The sequence below is a fragment of the Ferrovibrio sp. GW821-FHT12B10 genome, from assembly GCF_058807515.1.
On sequence record NZ_JBXAQT010000001.1, the window covers coordinates 2830949 to 2847750 of the forward strand.

13 protein-coding genes are annotated in these 16802 nt (G+C 63.5%); 9 read left to right on the forward strand and 4 right to left on the reverse strand.

Going from position 1 to position 16802, the window contains the following annotated elements; genetic code table 11:
- The first annotated feature begins 62 nt into the window (after positions 1-62).
- Positions 63-587 carry a carboxymuconolactone decarboxylase family protein gene (locus tag AC1RRT_RS14300; RefSeq protein ID WP_493014479.1) on the forward strand — a complete coding sequence of 175 codons (525 nt, stop codon included), beginning with the start codon at positions 63-65 and terminating at the stop codon, positions 585-587.
- On the opposite strand, the gene ggt is transcribed toward AC1RRT_RS14300, so the two are convergent.
- From ggt to AC1RRT_RS14315, 3 genes are all read right to left on the reverse strand, one after another.
- Positions 584-2188, reverse strand: a complete 1605-nt coding sequence (gene ggt, locus AC1RRT_RS14305; protein WP_493014480.1) for a gamma-glutamyltransferase — start codon at positions 2186-2188, stop codon at positions 584-586. The genes AC1RRT_RS14300 and ggt overlap by 4 nt on opposite strands.
- Positions 2189-2260: 72 nt before the next feature.
- The gene (locus AC1RRT_RS14310) at positions 2261-4603 is read right to left on the reverse strand and encodes a bifunctional salicylyl-CoA 5-hydroxylase/oxidoreductase (RefSeq protein ID WP_493014481.1); all 2343 of its coding nucleotides are present in this window, start codon (positions 4601-4603) and stop codon (positions 2261-2263) included.
- Positions 4604-4732: 129 nt separating this feature from the next.
- Complete coding sequence (locus tag AC1RRT_RS14315) at positions 4733-5317, reverse strand: hypothetical protein (RefSeq protein WP_493014482.1); 585 nt, start codon at positions 5315-5317, stop codon at positions 4733-4735.
- A 199-nt stretch (positions 5318-5516) separates the two neighbouring features.
- On the opposite strand from AC1RRT_RS14315, the gene rpsT reads away from it, so the two are divergent.
- The 6 genes from rpsT (at position 5517) to gyrB (ending at position 13168) form a co-directional block, all read left to right on the forward strand.
- Positions 5517-5780, forward strand: a complete 264-nt coding sequence (gene rpsT / locus AC1RRT_RS14320) for a 30S ribosomal protein S20 (protein WP_493014483.1) — start codon at positions 5517-5519, stop codon at positions 5778-5780.
- Positions 5781-6231: 451 nt separating this feature from the next.
- Complete coding sequence (locus AC1RRT_RS14325) at positions 6232-6675, forward strand: rhodanese-like domain-containing protein (protein ID WP_493014484.1); 444 nt, start codon at positions 6232-6234, stop codon at positions 6673-6675.
- 8 nt (positions 6676-6683) lie between these two features.
- The gene (dnaA, locus tag AC1RRT_RS14330; RefSeq protein WP_493014485.1) at positions 6684-8201 is read left to right on the forward strand and encodes a chromosomal replication initiator protein DnaA; all 1518 of its coding nucleotides are present in this window, start codon (positions 6684-6686) and stop codon (positions 8199-8201) included.
- Between the two features lie 191 nt (positions 8202-8392).
- A complete protein-coding gene (gene dnaN / locus AC1RRT_RS14335; protein ID WP_493014486.1) occupies positions 8393-9511 on the forward strand; it encodes a DNA polymerase III subunit beta in 1119 nt (372 codons plus the stop codon).
- Positions 9512-9515: 4 nt separating this feature from the next.
- Positions 9516-10709: a DNA replication/repair protein RecF gene (gene recF / locus AC1RRT_RS14340; RefSeq protein WP_493014487.1), complete on the forward strand. Its 1194-nt coding sequence runs from the start codon at positions 9516-9518 to the stop codon at positions 10707-10709.
- A gap of 17 nt (positions 10710-10726) precedes the next feature.
- Complete coding sequence (gene gyrB / locus AC1RRT_RS14345; protein ID WP_493014488.1) at positions 10727-13168, forward strand: DNA topoisomerase (ATP-hydrolyzing) subunit B; 2442 nt, start codon at positions 10727-10729, stop codon at positions 13166-13168.
- Positions 13169-13235: 67 nt separating this feature from the next.
- Here the strand turns inward: gyrB and AC1RRT_RS14350 are convergent, their stop codons facing one another.
- Entirely contained in the window at positions 13236-13610 is a 375-nt protein-coding gene (locus AC1RRT_RS14350; RefSeq protein WP_493014489.1) for a response regulator, read from the reverse strand.
- Between the two features lie 220 nt (positions 13611-13830).
- Here AC1RRT_RS14350 and AC1RRT_RS14355 point away from each other — a divergent pair, with 220 nt between their 5' ends.
- Complete coding sequence (locus AC1RRT_RS14355) at positions 13831-15441, forward strand: sensor histidine kinase (RefSeq protein WP_493014490.1); 1611 nt, start codon at positions 13831-13833, stop codon at positions 15439-15441.
- A 234-nt stretch (positions 15442-15675) separates the two neighbouring features.
- On the forward strand, positions 15676-16779 hold the full coding sequence (locus tag AC1RRT_RS14360; protein ID WP_493014491.1) for a sulfate/molybdate ABC transporter ATP-binding protein: 1104 nt from the start codon (positions 15676-15678) through the stop codon (positions 16777-16779).
- Positions 16780-16802: the final 23 nt, after the last annotated feature.

The window sequence follows — 16802 nt, forward strand, 5'->3', positions numbered from 1 at the left end:
TACGAAATTAGTAGCGATAAGTTGTTGCTACGATTTCTGTAGCATAGCAGGAGCCTGCCGTCATGGCCCGTGTCGATCCGATCCAGCAGCCCTATTCCGCCGAGGCCGCCGCAGCGCTGGCGCAGATGCCGGCCGATATCGCCCTGTTCCGCACGGTGGCGCATAACCCGCGCGTGCTGACCCGCTGGGCCGGCGGCGGCCTGCTCGATCGCGGCTCGATCAGCCTGCGCCAGCGCGAGTTGGTGATCCTGCGCACCACGGCACGGCTGAAGGCGGAATACGAATGGGGCGTGCATGTCGGCTTCTTCGCCGCCAAGGCGAAGTTCAGCGAGGCGGAAATCGCCGCGACCCTGCATGGCGATGCTTCGACATGGATCGAAGATGAAGCCGTGCTGGTCGAGATCACCGATGCGCTGGTCGATACCGGCACGGTGAGCGATGCGCTGTGGCAGAAGGCGGCTGTGCATTATAAAGCCGACCAGCTGATCGAGATCATCGCGCTGGTCGGCTTCTATCATCTGGTGTCGTTTACGGTGAACGCCACCGGCGTTGCGCTGGAACCCGGCGCGCCGCGCTTTCCGTCTTAGTACGCTAAGGCGCAGCCGTCCTTGCGCGGGTCGGAGCCGGCCTGCAACACGCCGTTGACGCGATCGATCAGGATGGCCTGGCCACCGCCATGCGGCATCTCGGCCTGCTTGATCTCGTGACCGAGATTCGACAGGCCCAGCAGCACATCCTCGCGGATGCCGCGTTCCGCCTCGAACTTGCCGGCAACATGGAAGCCGCGCGCGCAGTCGATGGCTTCCTGCACGTTCATGCCGAAGTCGACGATGTTGCTCAGCACATGAGTCTGGCCGACCGGCTGGAAGCCGCCGCCCATGACGCCGAAGCTGAGCCAGGGCTTGCCGTCCTTCAGCGCCATCGCCGGGATGATGGTGTGCAGCGGGCGCTTCAGCGGCTCGACGCAGTTCAGATGGCCCGGCTGCACCTTGAAGCCGCAGCCGCGGTTCTGCAGCAGCACGCCGGTCTTGGGGCTGCACAGGCCGGTGCCGTAGGGCCAGAACAGCGAGTTGATGAAGGAGCAGGCATTGCCCTCGGCATCCACCACGGTGAGATAGACGGTGTCGCGATAGGCCTGGCCACCGACCGGACCCGGAGCGACCATCGCCTTCTTCAGGTCAATGCGGCTGCGCAGTTCGTCGGCGAACGACATTGACAACAGCTTCTCGACCGGCACGTCGCCGAAGGCCGGATCGGCCACATAAAGATCGCGCGCCTGGAAGGCGAGACGGGTGGCTTCCGCCTCGATATGGAACCGTTCAACGCCGACCGGATCGTATTTGCTAAGATCGAAGCCGCTCAGGATGTTCAGCATCAGCAACGTGATGATGCCGACGCCGTTCGGTGGAATCTCCAGGATCTCGACGCCCTTGTAGGCGGTGGCGATCGGATCGACCCAATAGGCTTCCTGGGTGGCGAAGTCCTCCAGCGTGTGGGTGGCGCCGACGCTTTGCAGATACTGCACGATGTCCTCGGCAACCCAACCGGTATAGAAGCCATCGCGGCCATTCTTAGCGATCTCGCGGAACACCTTGGCATGCTCGGGCTGGCGGAAGGTCTCGCCCGCCTTGGGGGGCAGGCCGTCCTTCAGCCACATGCGCGCCGTGTTCGGATCGGCTTTCAGCTTGGCCTCGTTGCGATGCCAGTCGGTGCTGACGCGCTCGGTGACCGGGAAGCCTTTTTCGGCGAAGTCGATGGCGGGCTGCAGCAGCTCGGCCAGCGGCAGCTTGCCGAAGCGCTTGTTCAGCTTGGACCAGGCATCAACGGCGCCGGGGACGGTCACCGCATGCGGCGAGGTCAGCCCGATTTCCTTGATGTCCTGCTTGAGAAGATAGTCGGCACTCAGGCCCTTGGGCGCGCGGCCCGAGCCATTGAGGCCATAGACCTTGCCGCCCTTGGTGGTGTCGGTGCCGGCCGGCGCGTAGAGCACGAAGTTGTCGCCGCCGATGCCGGTCGAGCCGGGCTCGACCACGCATTGCACGGCGCAGGCGGCAATCGCGGCGTCGGTGGCATTGCCGCCGCGGCGCAGGATTTCGATGGCAGTGAGCGTTGCCAGGCTGTGCGAGGTGGCCGCGGCGCCGTGGCGGCCCATGGCCACCGAACGGCCGGGCAGATGCAGGTCACGCATGTGGTCTGAACTCCGGTGCAGGACGAGAGCGCGAGCCTACACCAGACTGTTCAGCATGCGACAGGTCTGTCGTCAGACTTCATCTCTTCTTGCGCGCTGCTTTGCGAAAGAGTCCGTGGCTTTTGCTTCTTCACGTTCGCGGTTGCGCAATTGGTACAATTGGTCCCGCCCGGCGTGATACTGCGGCGGCCAGTAAATCCCGCGCCAGTCGTAATCGGCAGCTGCATGCAGGGTGAAGTAGGGATCGGCCAGATGCGGCCGCGCCAGCGCGCAGAGATCGGCGCGGCCCGAGGCCACGATGGTGTTGACCTGGTCGGCCGAGGTAATGGCGCCGACGGCGATGGTGGCGATGCCGGCTTCCTGGCGGATGGCATCGGCAAACGGCGTCTGGAACATGCGGCCGTATTGCGGCCTGGCCTCGTTCGAGGTCTGGCCGGCCGAGACATCGACCAGGTCGCAGCCATGCTGCTTCAGCATCCTGGCGATGGCGATGGAGTCCTCGACTGTCAGGCCGCGCTCCGGCACCCAGTCGACGGCCGACAGTCGCACCGACATCGGCTTTTCCTTCGGCCAGACGGCGCGCATGGCGATGAAAACCTCGAGCGGGAACCGCATGCGATTCTCCAGGCTGCCGCCATACTCGTCCGTGCGGGTGTTGCTAAGCGGCGAGATGAAACTGGACAGCAGATAGCCGTGCGCCATGTGCAGTTCGATCATGTCGAAGCCGGCGCTGATGGCCAGCTTCGTCGCCGCTACGAAATCGTTGCGTACCGCATCCATGTCGGCGCGTGTCATCGGGCGCGGCACCCGGCTGTTGGGCAGGTAGGGAATGGCCGAGGCCGCCACGATTTCCCAGGCTTCGGCCTCGGGCAGCGGCTGGTCATAGCCACCGGCCCAGGGCAGGCAGGTCGCGCCCTTGCGGCCGGCATGGGCGAGCTGCACGCCGATCTTGGCCCGGCTATTGCCATGCACGAAATCGGTGATGCGGCGCCAGGCTTTTGCCTGAGCCTCGTTCCATAGGCCGGTGCAGCCGGGCGTGATGCGCGCGGCCTCGGCGATGTCGGTCATCTCGGTGATGATAAGCCCGGCGCCGCCGATGGCGCGGCTGCCCAGATGGACCAGCGTCCAGTCATCGGGGACGCCGTCTTCGACGGAGTACTGGCACATCGGAGACACGACGACACGGTTCTCCACTGTCATGTCGCGTAGGCGGAACGGCAGGAACATCGGGGGCGGCACCTGGCCACCCTTGGGCAGCGCGAAGCCCTGTTCGCGCGCAGCCTTCTCGGCAAACCAGCGGTCGACCTGGGCGATCAGCGCCGGATCGCGCAGCTTCAGGTTCTCATAGGTGATGCGCTTGGAGCGTGACAGCAGGCTGAGCGCGAGCTGGATCGGCTCGAAATCCTTGTAACGGTCAGTATGCTCGAACCATTCCAGCGATACCTGGGCGGCATGCTGCAGGATCGAGACTTCGGTCTGCCGCGCCTCCTCGAAGGCCTTCAGAGCGTCCTGCACCGTGGCATGGCCGGCATTCAGCGTGCGACTGAGTGCGATGGCGTCTTCCATGGCGAGCTTGGTGCCCGAGCCGATGGAGAAATGCGCGGTATGGACGGCATCGCCAATCAGCACGACATTGTCATGCACCCAGCGGCGGCATTTGACGGTGGGAAAGTTGCGCCAGATCGAACGATTGCTGAGCAGCTTGTGGCCGTTCAGGTGTTTGGCGAACAGCTTTTCGCAATAGGCGATGGTGTCGGCCTCGCTAGCCTTATCCAGGCCGGCGCGCGTCCAGGTCTCTTCCATGGTCTCGACGATGAAGGTCGAGAGGCCGTCCTCGAAGCGGTAGGCATGCACCTGGAACAGGCCATGCTCGTTCGCTTCGAAGATGAAGGTGAAGGTGTCCAGCGGCAGTGTCGTGCCGAGCCAGACGAATTTGTTGGGTCGCCAGTCCAGGCTGGGCTGGAAGGTATCCTTCCAGTGTTCTCGCACCTGGCTGTTGATGCCATCCGCGCCCACCAGCAGATCGCAATTGCGGCGCAGGCTTTCGAAATCCTGCTGCTCGGCGCTGAAATGCAAGCTGACGCCGACCTCGGCGCAGCGCTGCTGCAGGATCTGCAACAGCACCTTACGGGCCAGCCCACAGAAGCCATGACCGCCAGAGCGGATGCGTTCGCCGCCGGCGACCACGTCGATTTCATGCCAGTAGGCAAAATGGTCGCGGATCGCCTGATGGGTGCCGGCATCCTCGGCCAGGAACTGGTTCAGGGTCTCGTCGGAGAAGACGACGCCGAAACCGAAGGTGTCGTCGGGCTGGTTGCGCTCGTAAACGGCAATGTGATGGCCGGGATCGGCCTTTTTCATCAGCAGGGCCAGGTACAGACCGGCCGGGCCGGCTCCGACGATCGTCACGCGCATGCTGTTCCCCGTGCTTTGGTCGGATCCTCGGGTGGAGCCGGCCTGCAATTTATTTTATATCTAAAATAAATCCGGACAAGCCACTGAATTGGTCCCAATGGCTCAAACGAAAATTGGCTCAGCTAAAGTTTAGCGCGCGCGGTGGGCGGTGACACCGAAGGCGGCCAGGGCGATGCCGGAGCAGATATGCATTAGGCTGGCAGCCGGGATGGGCAGGCGGCCGAGATAGCCGTAGCGGGCCAGTTCGGCTGCGGCCAGCGCCAGCACCGCGAGCAGCAGCCAGCGGGCCGGCGCCGGCCGGTGGCGCAGCCCGACCAGCACAGCCAGCAGGAGTATACCAAGCAGAATGAGCGGCAAGGGCAGGGTTCCGATCGGCAGGCGGTCGGCGGCCACGCCCATCAGCACCGCCAGGGCGATACCGCTATATAGCAGGATGCGCGGGCTGCCGGGCGGGATGATCAGGCTGAACAGGGCGCCAAAGGCAAGACCTGTCAGCCCCAGCGTAAAGGCGAGGTAGCGCAGGTCGGATTCGAGTCCGGTCAGGCCGGGCCAGCCGACGAGGGCGGCGAATTCGGCCGCCGCCAGGGCCACGTGCAGAACGATACCGGTGCCCCAAAACAGGGCAGCGGGCAGCGGGCTACGCATGATCAGGATGAGACCTGCGACGCCGCCGAGCAGATAGATGATGTGAGCGATCAAGGCGATGTCAGGCATGGCGGCACTATGCCGGCCGTGGCTGTGCCCCGCAAGCAGCCCCCGACCTGCCAAGGGCCTGGCGCGGTGGCGGGAATCGGCGCGTAAACCATTCGGAAAATGCGATGTTTGCAGGGTTGACGCCTGCCGGGGGCGGGGCTATAACGCCCGCCTTGAATTTCGCCGCAAGGCTGTAACAACTATCGGAAAATCGCAAGCTATGGCTCAGCACAAGTCCGCGGAGAAGCGCGCCCGCCAGACCAAGAAGCGCACCGCCGTCAATCGCGCGCGTCGCAGCAAGGTCCGCACCGCCGTGAAGCAGCTGGAGACGGCAATCGCCGCCGGCGACAAGAAGGCTGCCGCCGACGCGCTGAAGCAGGCACAGCCCGCTCTCGACAAGAGCGTGACCAATGGCGTGGTCGCCAAGCGCACCGCCTCGCGCAAGCTGTCGCGTCTGAACGCCCGCGTCAAAGCTATGGCTTGATTCCTGTCGCGCGCTTCACGCGCGCGTCACGGTCTCACAGCATCAAAGCATCGCCCGTCTGCTCTGCAGCGGGCGATGTTTTTTTATGCGACTGCGAAGGTCTTGAGCGTGCAACTGCCGCGTTCACAGACGTTTTACACCCCAAGGATTAGTCAGGGTATTAGTCCGTGCTCTATAGCTGTTCGCTATGCGCCCAAGCGCGGATTGCAATGACAAGTTCTAATTCTGCCACAGGGAAAAATTTTTTTCGGGGAGTCTTCATCTGTCCGCTTGCGTGGCTCCTGTGATTTCACTTTAATGCCCCGGCTGACGCGCACAGACGGGGTTCTGCAACACCTCACAAGGGCGCAAGAAAAGCGCTCCACCGCTGGTGGGAAGTTCTTCTGGTCCGCGCCAGCACGCGTGACGAAAATACAGATTTTAAACAACAAACGTGGCGCGAGGTTTGGGGATGTTGGCTTCGGTGAAGGCGGGGGATGATGACTATGCAGGCGATGTCTCGACGACCGAAACCTGGAACCAGCTCGCAAGCGACCCGAACGCTCAGCTGATCGACGTAAGAACCCAACCGGAATGGAGCTTTGTCGGCGCGCCTGATCTCGGCAAGCTGTCCAAGCGGCCTCTCCTCGTATCCTGGCAGATGTATCCTGAGATGAGTGTTAATCCGCGTTTTGCCGATGAACTGCGCGCCCACGGCGTCAAGCCGGGCCAGCCGCTGTATTTCATCTGCCGTTCGGGTGCCCGTTCGCGCGCCGCCGCCAAGGCGATGACGGCCGCTGGTTTTTCCCCCTGCTTCAATGTCGCCGGCGGTTTTGAAGGCGATCTTGATGCCGAGAAGCATCGTGGACGATTGAGTGGCTGGAAGGCTGCCGGTCTCGCCTGGATCCAGAGCTGAGGTCGGTCATGGTCAAGTCGTCTCATACGCAGCCGCAGTCTGCCTCCATGCCGGACCTCTCCGAGGGCCCGCGTCCGTCCGTCGCCGGTGAACCGCTCGATGTGCAGTGGCAGCGCGTGCGCGCGCGCCTGCGCGTCTCCTTCGGCGATGCAGCCTTCAATTCATGGCTGAAGCCGCTCGCCTTGGCCGAAGAAGGTCTGGCCAAGGACGGCGACGTCCATCTGGCCGTGCCGACCCGCTTCATGCGCGACTGGGTTGCCAACCATTACAGCGAGCGCCTGCGCGAAATCTGGCGGCTGGAAAATGCCGAGATCCGTCGGGTGATCATCCACGTGCGTCCGACCGGCGCCACCCAGGCGCCGCAGGCCAAGGTTGCCGTCGCTGGCAGCCCGATCATCGAGGCCGTCACACCTGTCGCCGGCCGTCCGGCTCCGGTCAAGAACGCCATGGCCGGCCTGCCGACCCTGCAGGTCCGCGACATGGACGATATCGAGCGCGAACTGTCCGCGCCGCTCGACCCGCGCTTCACCTTCGAGAGCTTCATCACCGGCAAGTCCAACGAGCTGGCGCGCGCCGCCGCGCTGCGCGTGGCCGAAAGCCCGACGGTGACCTACAACCCGCTGTTCCTCTATGGCGGCGTGGGCCTGGGCAAGACCCATCTGATGCATGCGATTGGCTGGCATATCCGCCAGCGCTTCCCCGAGCGCCGCGTGGTGTATCTCTCGGCCGAGAAGTTCATGTACCAGTTCATCCGCGCCCTGCGTTTCAAGGACACGATGGCCTTCAAGGAGCAGTTCCGCTCGGTCGACGTGCTGATGATCGACGACATCCAGTTCATCGCCGGCAAGGAAAGCACCCAGGAAGAGTTCTTCCATACCTTCAACGCGCTCTGCGACCAGAACCGCCAGATCATCGTGTCGGGCGACCGTTCGCCGTCGGATCTGGAAGGCATCGAGGAGCGCATGCGCTCGCGTCTGGGCTGGGGCCTGGTCGCCGATATTCATCCGACCGACTTCGAGCTGCGCCTGTCGATCCTGCAGGCCAAGGCCGAGAAGAACGGCCTGACCAACATTCCGCAGGATGTGCTGGAATTCCTCGCCCGCCGCATCACATCGAATGTACGTGAGCTGGAAGGCGCGCTGAACCGCATCTCGGCCTATGCCAGCCTCGTCGGCAAGCCGGTGACCGTCACCTCGGCGCAGGAAGTGCTGCAGGATCTGCTGCGCGCCAACGATCGCAAGGTGACGATCGAGGAAATCCAGAAGCGCGTGGCCGAGCATTACTCGATCCGCTTCGCCGACATGCATTCGCCGCGCCGTGCGCGCGCCGTGGCGCGTCCGCGTCAGGTGGCGATGTATCTGGCCAAGCAGCTCACCTCGCGTTCGCTGCCCGAAATCGGGCGCAAATTCGGTGGTCGCGACCACACCACGGTGATGCATGCCGTGCGCAAGATCGAGGAGCTGCGCGAGATCGATGCAGCCTTTGCCGAGGACATTGATTTGCTGCGCCGCAAACTGGAAAGCTGATTTTTCGGCTTTATTCAGCGAAATCATATAGTTAAATGAATTCAGGGGCTGCCGAGAGGCGGCCCCTTCGCATATGCAAAAACGGGTCAAAACGGGGGCAAATCCCTCGCGTGTAAACCAGCCCTTTGATATACTTAACAGACTCGGCAGAAGGCTGCCGCAAAGCAACAAAAACAGACCGGTTTTCAGCTATGAAACTCACTATCGAGCGTGCCGTCCTGCTGACCGCCCTGAGCCATGTCCAGAGCGTGGTCGAGCGCCGCAACACGATCCCGATCCTGTCGAACGTGCTGCTGGAAGCCGAAGGCGACAAGCTCGCGCTCACCGCCACCGACCTGGACATCGCCGTGGTCGAGAAGCTGCCGGCGAAGGTTTCCAAGCCCGGCGCCACCACGGTGGCCGCACATACCTTCTACGACATCGTGCGCAAGCTGCCCGAAGGCGCGGAAGTGGAACTCACCTTCACGGCGTCCGAACAGCGCCTCGATCTGCGCGCCGGTCGTTCGAGCTTCAAGCTCAGCTGTCTGCCGAAGGAAGATTTCCCGGTGATGGCCGCCGGCGACCTGCCGCATGGCTTCAGCCTGCCGGCCGATCAGCTGCGCCGCCTGATCGACAAGACGCGCTTCGCCATCTCGACCGAAGAAACCCGCTATTACCTCAACGGCATCTACGTGCATGCCGCCAGCAGCGCCGGTGTGCCGATGCTACGCGCCGTGGCGACCGACGGTCATCGTCTGGCGCGCGTCGAAGCGCCGTTGCCTGCCGGCGCCGCCGGCATGCCTGGCGTGATTGTGCCGCGCAAGACCGTGGGCGAGCTGCGCAAGCTGCTGGAAGGCGGCTCGAATGAAGCCCGCATTGAGCTCAGCGACACCAAGATCCGTTTCGCCATCGGCGATCTGGTGCTGGTGTCGAAGCTGATTGATGGCGCCTTCCCCGAGTACGAGCGCGTGATTCCGCGCGACAACGACAAGGTGATGGAAGTCGACAGCAAGGCCTTTGCCGCTGCTGTCGACCGCGTCGCCACCATTTCGACCGAGAAGAGCCGCGCCATCAAGATGTCGCTGAAGCCCGATGGCATCGAGCTGTCGGCCACCAGCCCCGATCAGGGGTCGGCGTCCGAGCAGCTGACGGCGGCCTACAGCGCCGCGCCGGTCGAGGTTGGTTACAATTCCCGCTATCTGCTCGATATCGCCGGGCAGATCGAAGGCGAGAATGTGCGGTTCCTGCTGGCTGACGCGCTGGCGCCCACCGTCGTCCGTGATCCGAGCGACGACGATGCGCTCTATGTGCTGATGCCGATGCGAGTCTGATTTGGTGCGCAGCGCGGTACGGGTTGCGGAGCGGGCTTACGAAGGCGAGGCAGCAGGCGGTAGCGCCGTCCTGTCCTTGACGTTGCGCGATTTCCGAAACTACGCCGAGCTGCAGTTGCACTTAAGCGGCGCGCCTGTGGTGCTGACCGGCCCGAACGGGGCCGGCAAGACCAATATCCTGGAGGCGCTGTCTTTCCTCAGTCCCGGCCGCGGTCTGCGCCGCGCCAAGCTGTCGGAGGTCAGTCGCAGTAGTGTCTCGCCCTGCCGCTGGGCCGCTCATGCGGAGCTGGCGAGCAATGTCGGTCCGGTAGCCATCGGCACCGGTCTGGCCGAAGCTACCGGCGAGGATGAGAGTTCAGAACGCCGTGTCGTGCGTATCAACGGCGAGACGGCGAGCAGTGCCAACGGGCTGTCGGAATACCTTGATGTGGTGTGGCTGACGCCCCAGATGGATCGTCTGTTCGTCGACGGGCTGTCGACGCGGCGGCGGTTCATGGACCGGTTGGTTTACGGTCTGGACAGCGGCCATGCCCGTCAGGTGGCGGCCTATGAGCGGGCGACGCGGGAACGCAATCGTCTGCTGAAGGCCGGCAATGCCGATGCACGCTGGCTCGGCGCGCTGGAAAGCCAGATGGCCGAGCATGGCTTGGCGGTGGCGGCGGCACGGCGCGAAGGTCTGGCCCGTCTGGAAGCCGGCATGGCGCTGGCGACCGGCCCGTTTCCGAAGGCGCGGCTGGCGGCCCAGGGCCTGATCGAAGGCTGGCTCGCCGACATGCCGGCATTGGCGGCCGAAGAGAAGTTTCGCGGCCTGCTGGCCGAGCGGCGCGGCATCGACCGCGAGGCGGGCACGGCGACCGAGGGGCCGCATCGCAGCGACATGGCGGTGTGGCATGCCGACAAGGACCAGCCGGCAGCGCAGTGTTCGACGGGCGAGCAGAAGGCGCTGCTGATCGCCATCACACTGGCCAACGCGCGGCTGATCCGCGCGCGTCGCCATGTGGCGCCGCTGATGCTGCTGGACGAAGTGTCGGCCCATCTGGATGGCCGGCGTCGTGCGGCGCTGTATGAGGAATTGCTCGCCATCGGCGGGCAGGTTTGGTTGACCGGGACGGACGAGGACCTGTTTGCAGGCCTCGACGGCCAGGCCGAGTTTTTCACGGTGGCCGACGGCGTTGTGACGTCGCGGGCCTCCGTCTGATGTTGAGGTTGTAGGATATGAGCGAAGCAGTGATGCCCCAGGGCAGCGACGGTAACGGCGAAAATTACGATTCCTCCGCCATCAAGGTGCTGAAGGGACTGGATGCGGTGCGCAAGCGCCCGGGCATGTATATCGGCGACACTGATGACGGCACCGGCCTGCATCACATGGTTTACGAAGTCGTCGACAACGCCATCGATGAATCCCTGGCCGGCTATTGCGACGAAGCCTATGTCGGCCTCAATCCCGATGGTTCGGTGACGGTACGCGACAACGGCCGCGGCATTCCCGTCGACATCCATCCCGAGGAAGGCGTGTCGGCCGCCGAGGTCATCATGACCCAGCTGCATGCCGGCGGTAAGTTCGACCAGAATTCCTACAAGGTGTCGGGCGGCCTGCATGGCGTGGGCGTCTCGGTCGTGAACGCGTTGTCGGTGACGCTGGACCTGCGCATCTGGCGCGGCGGCAAGGCCTATCACATGCGCTTCCGTCATGGCGAAGCCGAGGCCCCGCTGGCCGAGGTCGGCCCGGCGGATGGCAAACGTGGTACCGAAGTGACCTTCCTGCCGTCGGCGGAAACCTTCACCAAGACCGAATTCGACTTCGCCACGCTGGAGCATCGCCTGCGCGAGCTGGCCTTCCTCAACACCGGCGTGAAGATCGTTCTGGAAGATCTGCGCGGCGTCGAGCCCAAGCGCGTCGAACTGCGCTATGAGGGCGGCGTCGAGGCCTTCGTCGCCTATCTTGATCGCAATCGCACGCCGCTGCACAAGCCGCCCATCGCCATTCGCGGCGAGCGCGACGGCATCACGGTCGAAGTGGCGCTGGAGTGGAACGACGGTTACCACGAGACGATGCTGTGCTTCACCAACAACATCCCGCAGCGTGACGGCGGTACCCATCTGGCCGGCTTCCGTGGCGCGCTGACCCGTTGCGTGAACGGATATGCCAATGAAAGCGGCATCGCCAAGAAGGAAAAGGTCACGCTGACTGGCGATGACGCGCGCGAGGGTCTGACCTGCGTGCTGTCGGTGAAGGTGCCCGATCCGAAATTCTCGTCGCAGACCAAGGACAAGCTGGTGTCGTCGGAAGTGCGTCCGGCCGTGGAAAGCCTGGTCAACGAGCTGCTCACCAGCTGGTTCGAGGAACATCCGGCCGATGCCCGCACCATCGTGGGCAAGGTGGTGGAAGCCGCCGCCGCCCGCGAGGCTGCCCGCAAGGCGCGCGAACTGACCCGCCGCAAGGGTGCGCTCGACATCTCTTCGCTGCCGGGCAAGCTGGCGGACTGCCAGGAACGCGATCCGGCCAAGGCTGAACTCTTCCTCGTCGAGGGTGACTCGGCGGGCGGATCCGCCAAGCAGGGGCGCAACCGCGCCTTCCAGGCCGTGCTGCCGCTGCGCGGCAAGATCCTGAACGTGGAGCGCGCGCGCTTCGACAAGATGCTGTCCTCGCAGGAGATCGGCACGCTGATCACCGCGCTGGGCACCGGCATCGGCCATGAGGATTTCGATCCGGCCAAGCTGCGCTATCACAAGATCATTATCATGACCGACGCGGACGTGGACGGCGCCCATATCCGCACCCTGCTGCTGACCTTCTTCTATCGCCAGATGAAGCCGCTGATCGATGCGGGGCATCTCTATATCGCGCAGCCACCGCTCTACAAGGTGAAGCGCGGCCAGTCCGAGCGCTACCTGAAGGACGAGCCGGCGCTGGAAGAATTCCTGATCAACGAAGGCATGGAAGGCACCGTTCTGCAGCTGCAGGACGGCAGCCAGCGCGCCGGCAACGACCTGCGGGTTCTGCTGGAGCATGCCCGCGTTTCGCGCGCACTGCTGACCGCCATCGGCAAGCGTTACAATCCCTGGATTGTCGAACAGGCTGCTATCCTGGGCATGCTGCAGACCGATATCGCCGCCGATCCGGCCAAGGCGGCGGCCACGGCCGAAGCGCTGGCCAAGCGGCTGAACATCCTGGCGCCGGAACTGGAGCGCGGCTGGGTCTGCGAGCCGACGGGCGACGGCGCCTTCAGCGTGAAGCGCAGCCTGCGCGGCTATACTGAAAGCTATCTGCTTGACGGCCAGCTGTTCCGCTCGGCCGAGGCACGCAAGCTGAACGAGATGGCGGGCGAGCTGCAGGCGACATACCTGAACGCGTCGGAGTTGCGTCGCAAGGACGAACTCCACAAGATCCGCGGACCGCTCGACCTGCTGGAGCGTGTGCAGACCGCCGGCCGCAAGGGCGTCAGCATGCAGCGCTACAAGGGTCTGGGCGAGATGAACCCGGAGCAGCTGTGGGAAACCACGCTGGATACCGAGGCGCGCAGCCTGCTGCAGGTCAAGGTCGACCATGCCGAGGACGCCGACAACGTGTTCGAAACCCTGATGGGCGATGTGGTGGAACCGCGCCGCGACTTCATTCAGGGTAACGCGCTGAACGTGGTCAATCTGGATATCTGACGCCCTATAAAACTTACAGTTTGGAACGGCTCGTCTTTACGAAGGAAGGCGGGCCGTTTTCATATGGTCACGCCGGCGTATTCGCCGGCAGCCTCGCGATGGCCTGCGCCAGCTCTTCCGGGAAGAAAGGCTTCCGCAGTGTCGTCACGGAGACGCCGGGCGGCAACTCGGCATAGCCACTCACTACAATGATCGGCATGTCCGGTGCCACGGCGCGGATATGCTCAGCCAGTTCGATGCCCGTCATCCCTGGCATCGACTGATCGGTGACCACCAGGTCGATGGCTTTCTCGCGTGCGAGGAGGCCGAGTGCCTGGCTGCCGGAAACAGCCTCAAAAACGGTATGCCCCAGTTCCTCCAGCATGGTCCGCAAGGTCATGAGCAGAAGGCGGTCATCGTCGACTGCCAGAACACAGCGGGGCGAGGGTGAAGCAGAAGGCATGAGTAAATCCGTTCAGAAAGCGATGAACGCAATCTGCCATATCAACCGCGAATCTTTGCGAAAAATAATTCAGCATTCTACCTGTCGACTGATAGCGAGCCATTCAATACCCGCCTTGGGCGCGGTAAGCGATTGCTGTCACGCGGGAAGAGATCGGCTACACTGCCCGCCCCGTTCCGGTTTTTTCGTTGTCTGCCGATATCCCGAAGGACGTCTTGCAATGCCTTGGCGAGTAGCAGAGTACGCGCCGTCGCTGCGATGGCTCCGCATCAGCATTGGCCTGCTGCCGCTGGCCGTCGCGGCGGTCTGGGCGTGGCAGGTCTGGTCCGACAAGCGCGCTGTCGCTATCGAAAGGTCGCGTCAGAACACGGCGCTGATCAGCGAATATGTTCTGCGCATCCTGCAGAGCCAGAAACTGCTGCTCATACAGATCGACAACATTGTCTCTGAAGAGCCGGACGCCAGCGAAGAGACGCTGCACCGCAAGCTGCGGACCCTGGATGCGGGTCTCGAATTCACCACCAGTCTGGGCGTGGTCAGTGCCGATGGCCATGCGCGTGCCGGCAGCCGGACCTATCCGCTGGTGCTCGACATCAGCGAGCGCGAGTATTTCACCACCCTGCGCGATCGCGATCTGCCGCTTTACCTTGATCGCATCGTACTGCTGCCCAGCCGGCTCGACACCCTGATGGTGGCACGACGCCTGTCTGGCGACGGTTTCCATGGCGTTGCGACGGCCTCCACGGAGATCAAGGCGCTGACCGATTTCCTGTCTGCGATCAGTGCCGGCCCCGATGCGGCCGCCTTCCTGCTGCGTGCCGATGGCAAACTGCTGGTTCGGCCCGATCCGAATGCGCCGACGGCGATCATGCGGCCCGATGGCCCAGTGATGAGCGCCATCGCCTATGCCGATTCCGGCATCTTCGAGGCGCCGGGCTATATGGATGGCATTGGTCGCATCTATGCATATCGCAAGATCGAGAATTTCCCGCTCTATGCCATTCACGGCTTCTCGCGTGAAGCCCTGGCGCGTAGCGTCGCCACCGACATGGCGCCGATCGTGGTTTTCCTTCTGAGCCTGGCGCTGCTGGGATCGATCGCGCTTTCCGCAGTCCTGCGGCGCATCGAGGCGGATCGTGCGCGCCAGGTGGCGGAATTCGACCGCAAGCTGCTGGATGACGCGCGCCGCGCCGCCGGTTTCAAGGAAACGCTGCTCAAGGAAATGAATCATCGCATTCACAATAATCTTCAGATGATCCAAGCCCTGATCTACACGCGCAGCCGCGCGCCGGCGGGGGATACCGCCACCATGTTGAAGGAAATCGGTAAACGGGTCTGGGCGATCTCGGAAGTGCACAACCTGCTCTACAACACGGCGGAGTATTCGCAGATCGATCTGGGCGCCTTCTTGCGCACCATGGCCAACAATCCGGGCATCGTGCCACCGGAGCAGGGCATCCTGGTGCGATGCGAGACGGACAAGGTCGAAGTCGCGCTCGAGCAGGCGGTGCCGGCCGCGCTGATCGTGCTGGAATTCCTGACCAACGCGCTGAAACACGGCTTCCCCGATGGCCGCGCCGGCAGTATCGCCATCACGCTGCTGCGCTGGGAGACGGAAGCCGAGATCACGGTGATGGATGATGGCATCGGCCTGCCGCTCGCCCGCAGCCGCGATTCCGGCATGAAGCTGACCCAGACCCTGGCCGATCAGATCGGCGGGATCATCGAGGTCAGCAGCATGGGCAGCGGCGGTACCATGGCCCGGCTGCGTTTCCGCACCAGCAGCGGTGAAACCACACAGCCGCTTCCGGGATTAGCGCGCGCGGGCTGAAAATCCGGATGGTTTGGGTGGCTGTGGCTGGCCGGTTCAACATATGAATTCAATTAATTACAATATGTTATGCGGCATTGGAGGTTTATTTTCCAAATTAAACATACAATAATTGTTAAAAAATTAAATTAACAATAAATCGTAGTTAAAAAAATTGACGCTCCGCCATATATGTGGAACTCTCCCTCCCGGCCAACCGGGTGGGTCCGCAGGCGCATGAAGGGTTCCAGGGTCATGACCATCGACATTCAGGGCATTGTGAAGCAGTTCGGCAGCACACCGGTGTTGCGTGGCATCGATCTGAAGATCGCCGATGGTGAACTGATCGCCCTGCTGGGTGCGTCGGGCTCGGGCAAGACCACGTTGCTGCGTATCCTGGCTGGCCTCGATTGGCCTAACGCCGGGCAGGTGACGGTGGATGGCGCTGATTGGTTGTCGCTTGAACCGCAGCGCCGCCAGGTCGGCTTCGTGTTCCAGCATTACGCGCTGTTCCAGCATATGACTGTTGCCGACAATATCGCGTTCGGCCTGCAAGTGCGGCCGCGCGATCAGCGTCCGGCCGAAAACGAAATCGCCACCCGCGTCGATCAGCTGCTGGACCTGGTGCAGCTCAGCGGCCTGGGCAATCGCTATCCGTCGCAGCTCTCCGGTGGTCAGCGCCAGCGCGTGGCCCTGGCGCGCGCCTTGGCGATCCAGCCCAAGATTCTGCTGCTGGATGAGCCCTTCGGTGCGCTGGACGCCCGCGTGCGCAAGGATCTGCGTCGCTGGCTGCGTGAGCTGCATGAACAGCTTGGCACCACCACCATCTTCGTCACCCATGACCAGGAAGAAGCCTTCGAACTGGCCGACCGTGTCGTGGTGATGGGCGAGGGCCGTGTCGAACAGGTCGGCACGCCCGATGAAATCTATGAGCATCCGGCCAGTCCTTTCGTGGCACGCTTCCTCGGGGGCGTGAATGAACTGCCAGCGGCACTGCAGAACGGCCGCCTGGTGCTGCCCAATGCCGATGCCACTGCCGTCGGCCGGATTGCCGCCGGAGACGGCGATGTCACCCTGTTCGTGCGTCCGCATGAGATCGGCTTGCTGCCTGACAGCAGTGCCACCGCGCGGATCGCGGGCACCGCCTCGAACGGCCCGAGCTTCCGTTACGACGTGGAGCTGCCAGGCATGGACCGTACTGTGGAAGTGGAGCTGTCGCGTGAATCTGTGCGCGAACGGCCTCTGCGCCGGGGCGATACCGTGCGCCTGCAGATCCTGCGCGGGCGCATCTTCGCGCCGCCGCATGCCCGTGTGCAGCCTGCTATCGAAAACCGCGCAGCCCTCAGCCTGACGCACTGAATACCCAAAAAAGGAAATCCGTC